Annotated in this window: 8 protein-coding genes; 4 read left to right on the top strand and 4 right to left on the bottom strand. The window is 68.2% G+C overall.

All coding sequences use genetic code 11. The features are described 5' to 3' along the window. Positions 1 to 345: histidine phosphatase family protein (locus AC27VN_RS29125; RefSeq protein ID WP_490878793.1), on the top strand; the 345-nt coding region annotated here is incomplete at its 5' end. Between the two features lie 7 nt (positions 346 to 352). Here AC27VN_RS29125 and nth read toward each other — a convergent pair. Next, positions 353 to 997 (bottom strand): endonuclease III, encoded by a 645-nt coding sequence (nth, locus tag AC27VN_RS29120; protein WP_490878792.1) that lies wholly within the window; start codon positions 995 to 997, stop codon positions 353 to 355. 107 nt (positions 998 to 1,104) lie between these two features. Here nth and AC27VN_RS29115 point away from each other — a divergent pair, with 107 nt between their 5' ends. Beyond that, on the top strand, positions 1,105 to 2,292 hold the full coding sequence (locus tag AC27VN_RS29115) for an aminotransferase-like domain-containing protein (RefSeq protein WP_093342311.1): 1,188 nt from the start codon (positions 1,105 to 1,107) through the stop codon (positions 2,290 to 2,292). Positions 2,293 to 2,301: 9 nt separating this feature from the next. Here the strand turns inward: AC27VN_RS29115 and AC27VN_RS29110 are convergent, their stop codons facing one another. Then, positions 2,302 to 2,529 carry a hypothetical protein gene (locus AC27VN_RS29110; RefSeq protein ID WP_093342309.1) on the bottom strand — a complete coding sequence of 76 codons (228 nt, stop codon included), beginning with the start codon at positions 2,527 to 2,529 and terminating at the stop codon, positions 2,302 to 2,304. Positions 2,530 to 2,601: 72 nt separating this feature from the next. On the opposite strand from AC27VN_RS29110, the gene AC27VN_RS29105 reads away from it, so the two are divergent. Continuing rightward, on the top strand, positions 2,602 to 2,910 hold the full coding sequence (locus AC27VN_RS29105; RefSeq protein WP_490878791.1) for a DUF6172 family protein: 309 nt from the start codon (positions 2,602 to 2,604) through the stop codon (positions 2,908 to 2,910). 74 nt (positions 2,911 to 2,984) lie between these two features. Further along, on the top strand, positions 2,985 to 4,124 hold the full coding sequence (locus tag AC27VN_RS29100; RefSeq protein ID WP_490878790.1) for a class I SAM-dependent methyltransferase: 1,140 nt from the start codon (positions 2,985 to 2,987) through the stop codon (positions 4,122 to 4,124). A gap of 1 nt (position 4,125) precedes the next feature. Here AC27VN_RS29100 and AC27VN_RS29095 read toward each other — a convergent pair whose 3' ends face one another. Continuing rightward, complete coding sequence (locus AC27VN_RS29095; RefSeq protein ID WP_490878789.1) at positions 4,126 to 5,208, bottom strand: Ldh family oxidoreductase; 1,083 nt, start codon at positions 5,206 to 5,208, stop codon at positions 4,126 to 4,128. Positions 5,209 to 5,222: 14 nt separating this feature from the next. After that, a complete protein-coding gene (locus AC27VN_RS29090) occupies positions 5,223 to 6,197 on the bottom strand; it encodes a tripartite tricarboxylate transporter substrate binding protein (protein WP_208510866.1) in 975 nt (324 codons plus the stop codon). Positions 6,198 to 6,494 lie beyond the last annotated feature (297 nt).

Genomic DNA, 6,494 nt, shown 5'->3' with positions numbered 1-6,494 from the left:
GTGAAACACGATGTGCGCATCGCCGAGATGGACTTCGGCGCCTGGGAAGGGCAGTCCTGGTCGGCCATCGCACTCGCCGAGCTCGATGCCTGGACCGCCGACTTCGCAGACACCCGCGCCGGCGTGCATGGCGAGAGCGTGCGTGTCTTCATGGCACGCGTGGCCGGCGCTTACGACGACTGGCAAGCCGGGCAGGGCGATGCGCTGTGGGTCGCGCATGCGGGTGTGCTGCGCGCCGTGTCGCTGCTGCATGCGGGCACGCGCTGTCCGCGCGATGCCACCGAGTGGCCGTCGACGCCGCTGCCCTTCGGCGGCTGGCAGGTGGTCGAGCTCCGGTCGCTCTGACGCCGGCTCAGCGCTTGGGCGCGGGCGTCTTCGGCTTGTAGTCGCAGTAGGTCGACACCGCGCAGTCCCAGCAGCGCGGCGTGCGCGCCACGCAGACATAGCGTCCGTGCAGGATCAGCCAGTGGTGCGCATGCAGCCGGTATTCGAGCGGCACGCGCTTCTCGAGCTTGAGCTCGACCTCGAGCGGCGTCTTGCCCGGCGCCAGCCCGGTGCGGTTGCCGACGCGGAAGATGTGGGTGTCGACCGCGATGGTGGCTTCGCCGAAAGCCACGTTGAGCACCACGTTGGCGGTCTTGCGGCCCACGCCGGGCAGGGCCTCGAGCTCGGCGCGCGTGCGCGGCACCTCGCCGCCGTGCTGCTCGACCAGCATGCGGCAGGCCTCGATCAGGTGCTTGGCCTTGCTGCGGTACAGGCCGATGGTCTTGATGTAGCCCTCCAGGCCCTCGACGCCGAGGTCGAGGATCGCCTGCGGCGTGTTGGCCACGGGGAACAGCTTGCGCGTCGCCTTGTTCACGCCCACGTCGGTGGCCTGCGCCGACAGCAGCACGGCGGCCAGCAGCTCGAAGGGCGTGTCGTATTCGAGTTCGGTCTCGGGCGTGGGGTTGGCGGCCTGCAGGACGGCGAAGAAGGGCGCGATGTTTTCTTTTTTCATGGGGCGGGACAAAGGCACGCGCAATATATCGCTGAAACGGGAATGACCTACGCAACTTAATTTCCCGCGGCTTTCGCCACAATGGCGGCCAGAAAGTGAGACTGACCATGCAATTCGCCTCCCGCCTCGACAACGTCGAAACCTCCGCCATCCGCGAACTCTTCAAGCTGCTGGGCAAGCCCGGCATCATCAGCTTCGCGGGCGGCTTCCCCGACAGCGCGATGTTCGACGTCGAGGGCCTCAAGGAGGCGAGCCAGAAGGTGCTGGCCGAGGAGGCCGGTGGCGCGCTGCAGTACGGCGCCACCGAAGGCTACGAGCCGTTGCGCGCGCAGCTCAGCGCTTTCATGAAGACCAAGGGCGTCGAGGTCGACCCCAGCGGCCTGATCGTCACCACCGGCAGCCAGCAGGCGCTCGATCTGCTGGGCAAGACCATGATCTCGCCCGGCGACAAGGTGATCGTCGAGGGCCCGACCTTCCTGGCCACCATCCAGTGCTTCCGCCTCTACGGCGCCCAGCTCATCAGCGCGCCGATCGACGCCAACGGCGTGAAGACCGACGAGCTCGAGAAGCTGATCGCCGAGCACAAGCCCAAGTTCGTCTACCTGATCCCCACCTTCGGCAACCCCAGCGGCGCGATGCTGAGCCTGGAGCGCCGCAAGAAGGTGCTCGAGCTGGCCGTGAAGTACCAGACGCTGATCGTCGAGGACGATCCCTACGGCGACCTCTATTTCGGCGAGGCGCCGCCCCCGTCGATCCTGGCCCTGAGCAAGGACGTGCCCGGCAGCCGCGAGCTGCTCGCCCATTGCGGCAGCCTCAGCAAGGTGCTGAGCCCGGGCCTGCGCATCGGCTGGATGATCGCGCCGGCCGAGCTGCTGGCCAAGGCCACCATGTGCAAGCAGTTCAGCGATGCCCACACCAGCACCTTCTCGCAGGCCACCGCGGCCCAGTACCTCAAGAGCGGCCGCATGCCGGCTACGCTGGCGCATGTGCGCGAGGTCTACGGCCAGCGCGCCAAGGCCATGGGCCAGGCGCTGCAGCGCGAGCTCGGCGACGCGGTGAGCTTCACCCAGCCCAATGGCGGCCTGTTCTTCTGGGCCCGCCTCACGGGCGCCAACGGCAAGCTGGCCAATGCCAACGAACTCGCCAAGCGCGCGATCGAGAAGCTGGTTGCCTTCGTGCCCGGCGCGCCGTTCTATGCCGAGAACCCCGACGTGGCGACCCTGCGCCTGAGCTTCGCGACCGCCGACGTGGCGAAGATCGAAGAGGGCGTCAAGCGCCTCGGCCAGGCGCTGTAGAGCCGGCTGTCAGGGCGAGCGGTGCAGCCGGGGCGCCGCGAGCAGCGCCAGGTTGTCCGCAATGGCCGCATCCACGTTCGGATAGCGGCCTTTCATCTTCGAGAGCGTCATGATGGTCTGCAGCGCCTTCAGGTCCTTGACCGAGGGCGCGACCTTGATCTGCGCGATGGCCGCGGTGGGATTGCCGCCGTTGATCAATGCCATCACCTTGCTTGCCCAGTCGTTCGCGCGCGCCATGTCTTTCACCTGCTTTCCGTTGAGCCGCCGACTGTACACAGTGGCGCGGCGGGGCATTGGTTACCATCACCCATGAGAAAAACCTTCCAGCTTCAGGTCGAGGGCAAGCACCCCGACCGCCTCCTCGAAGCCATCAAGCACGAAATCCGCAAGTACATCAAGCGCGAGCGCGGCCATGCACTGCCGGCCGGCGCCGATTTCTGGGACTTCGATTGCCGCTTCGGCAGCACCGCCGACAACGCCGAGACCATCCACCTGTCGGCCATCACCGCCAGCATCGACCACGTGGTGGCCGAGGGCGGCAAGCAGTTCTACCTCGAGAGCCTCGCGAAGCCGGCCACGCGCAAGGCGCGGCCGGCGGAACCGTCCGACGCTGAATAGTCCTACGGTCATCGAGCGCGCATGGAGGCAAGGCCCTCCTGGCGCCCGGTGGTAGAAAACCGGCTCGACGGGCGATGACCGGCATCGCCTTCCCCTCCACGGTCGACACGGGGCATTGCATGATCAAGACGGCGGCGAAGTCATTCCTGGGAGCACTCGGCTACACCATGCAGCGAACGTCGACCGCGCAGGCGGCGCGCGCCGACATCGACGCCGGCCTGGCCGAGATCGGCGCGAAGACGCTGCGGATCGATCAGCTCGAAGCCACCCTTGCCGACGGCGCGATGCGGTTGGCGTCGCTCGAGCGGGACCTCGCCCACGCCCACGGCGGGCTGGAATCCCTGGGCCTGCGGGCGCCGTTCACCTGTCCTGCGTGCGGCGGCCATGAGGCGCTCAAGATGCTCAAGCACTACCACGGCGACCTGGTCAAGTGCTCGGGCTGCAAGGCGCAACTGATGTGGCCGCTGCCGTCCAACGAGGAACTGGCCGCCATCTATGGCGCCCGCAACGCCTTCACCGACATCGGCGACGACGATGTCGCGCGCTACCGGGCCGATCCATCGGACAAGGCCAACCATGCCCGGCACATTGCCCGCATCCTCGAGCGATTCGGCCAGCCCGGCGATGCCACCGTGATCGAGGTCGGCTGCATGCACGGCCTAGTCATGCTGGAGCTCGGAAAGCTCGGGTACGACTGCATCGGCGTCGATCCCTCGCCCGAAGGGATCGCGTTTCTCAACGCCCATGGAGGGCGCGGCTATTGCGGCACCCTGTCCGATGCGGCCCTGTCCCTGCCGCGCGCGAACGCGGTGGTGAGCTTTCATGCACTCGAGCACATGCCCGATCCCTATGCGGCGCTGCGGCGCATCCATGACCTGCTGCTGCCGGGCGGCGTGCTCGACATCGCGGTGCCCTGCTGGGGTGGACTGGTCGCGCAGCGACAGCTCGACCGATGGAAGTGGTTCGCGCCGCCGTTCCATCTCCACTACTTCACCGAGGAGGCCTTGCTGCCCTTCCTCGCGTCGATCGGCTTCGAGGTGCGCGAGCTCACCGGCGTGACCGGGGAACACGAGGTCGACGAGCTGTCCGATGCCTTCGGCCTGAAGGAGGCATTGCCGCCCGCCGAACGCCTGGCGGCGATGGACCTGATGCGCAAGCTGCGGCTGGGCGAAGCCCTGGAAGTGACGGCCGTGCGCGTCACTCCCGCCACCTAGCTCATCGGGCCAGCGCCTGCGCCAGCCGCAGGCCGTGCCGCTGCTCCACCTCCTGCAGCGAACGCGCGATCGACGGGTGCAGCCGCACCCCGTCCCTCGATTGCGCCTCCCGACGCTTCAACCCGCCTTCACCCGGCAGCCGCACCGGCTTCGCCGGGTCGATGGGCGCATTGCCGCGGCAGCGCTCGGCCACCTCGTCCATTTGCCGCAGGAAGGCCGCCTTGCCGCCGAAGGCATGCAGGTCGTGCAGCGTGACATGCACGGTCGCGCCCCAGCCCTCGGGCGGGTCGGCGCGGCCGTGGCCCGCGAGGCCGCCGGTCAGCGCCTCGACCAGCAGCGCCATGCCGTAGCCCTTGTGGCCATGGCTCAGGCCGCCCACCGGCAGCAGGGTGCCGGGCGGGCTGTCGAACAGCACCTGCGGATCGTTCGAGGGCCGGCCCTGCGCGTCGATCAGCCACTGCTCGGCGAAGGTCTCGCTGGCCGCGCGCTTGCGGTTGCTCATGCCGTTGGTGGTGATGGAGGCCGAGATGTCGACCATCACGCCGCCCTGCGAGAGCCCGAAGCCCAGCGCCAGCGGGTTGGGCGTGAACACGGCCTGCGTGCCGCCGAAGGGCGCGACGCTCGCGGTGTTGGGGTCGGAGCAGGCCAGCAGCATCAGCATGTCCTCCTGCAGCGCGCGCAGCATGTAGACCGCGAGGCAGGCGATGTGGTGGCTGCGGCGGATCACCAGCGAGGCGGTGCCGAGTTCGCGGGCGCGCGGGATCAGCAGGTCGAGGCCTTGCTCCATGAGCCAGGGGCCGGGCAGGCGCCGGCCGTCCCACAGCACGGCGGCGGGGCGGTCCGACAGCACCTCGGGCACGCCCTCGCGTGCCATGTCGCCCGCCTCGAGTTCCTTCGCATAGCCCGCGAGCAGCGCGAGGCCGTGGGTGTCGTGGCCCAGCAGGTCGCCCTCGACCAGCGTGCGCGCCACGCTCGCGGCCATCGGCGCGGCGAGGCTGCACTTCTGCAGCAGGGCATCGGCATAGGCGACCAGCGCCGGCGCGTTGTAGAGGGGGGCTTCGGACGAGGGGACGGCTTGGTTCATGCCGCCATTCTGGGTCACTCGGGCTTGATGTTGGCGATGGCCGCGATCTTGCGGAAGCGCGCGATCTCCTCGAGGTGGAAGCGCTGCATCTTCTCGGGCGGGTAGGGCATGAGCTCGGCGCCCGACTTGCGCACGAAGGCGCGTGCGTCCTCGGTGGCCAGCGTCTTCTGCAGCGCCTCGGCGAGTTTCGCGGTGACGTCGTCGGGCGTCTGCGAGCGCACGTAGAACGACACCCAGCTGTACTGCACGTACTCGTTGAAGCCCTTCTCGCGGATCGTCGGCACGCTGGGCAGGTCGGGGTTGCGCGCTTCGCCCGAGACCGCGAGCGGGCGCAGTTTGCCGCCCTTGATCAGCGGCATCGCGCCGCCGAGGTCGACCAGCGCGAAGTCGAGCTGGTTGCCGATCACGTCGGTCATGATCGGCGCCTGTCCCTTGTAGGGCACGTTGGTGAAGTCGCCGCCGGCCACGTTGGCGAGCCAGGCCGCCGCGAGCTGGTAGCCCGCGGAGTAGGTGCCGACGGTGAGCGACTTGCTCCTGCTGGCGGCCAGCAGCGCCTCGATGCTCGCGAACGGCGAATCGTTCGAGACCACCACCACGTTCATGCCGCGCGTCAGGCCCGACACCGGCTTGTAGTCCTTCACCGAGTCGTAGCCCAGGTCCTTGATGGTCAGCGGGTTCACGGCCATCGGCGAGTTGCTCGCCAGCAGCAGCATGTAGCCGTCGGCCGGCGCGTTCTTCACCTGCTGCAGCGCGATGATGCCGTTGGCGCCGGGCTTGTTCTCGACCACCACCGCCTGGCCGAGCTGCGCGGCGAGCTGGTCGCCGAAGTAGCGCGCCGAGTTGTCCGAGCCGCTGCCGGGCGTGAACGGCACCACGATCTTGATCGGCCGCGTCGGAAAGGCCGTGCCCTGCGCGAAGGCCGGTCCCGCCACCGCCGCGCCCGCCGTTCCCGCCAATGCCAGCAACAGCCGGCGCCTGCTTGTCTCCATTTTTTTGCTCCTGAGTTCGTGACTGAACCGGTCGTTCGCCGACCTGCCCGGGCTTCGGGCTGGTCAAATAATAATACATATGTGCTTTTAAAAAACATGTATCTGTTATATCGTTGAAAAAGAACAGCCAGACAGGAGTCCCATGAGCACAGCAGCGAATCCGTCCGACCTCTCGATCCACCGCGCCGGCCACACGGCCACGGTGGAGATGTGCCGGCCGCCCCACAACTTCTTCGACCTCGCGCTGATCTCGGCGCTGGCCGAGGCCTTCGAATCGCTGCAGGCCGACCCGGCATG

The sequence above is a fragment of the Variovorax sp. 20P10.2.4 genome, from assembly GCF_058244205.1.
This window is presented reverse-complemented; position numbering and strand designations above follow the sequence as displayed.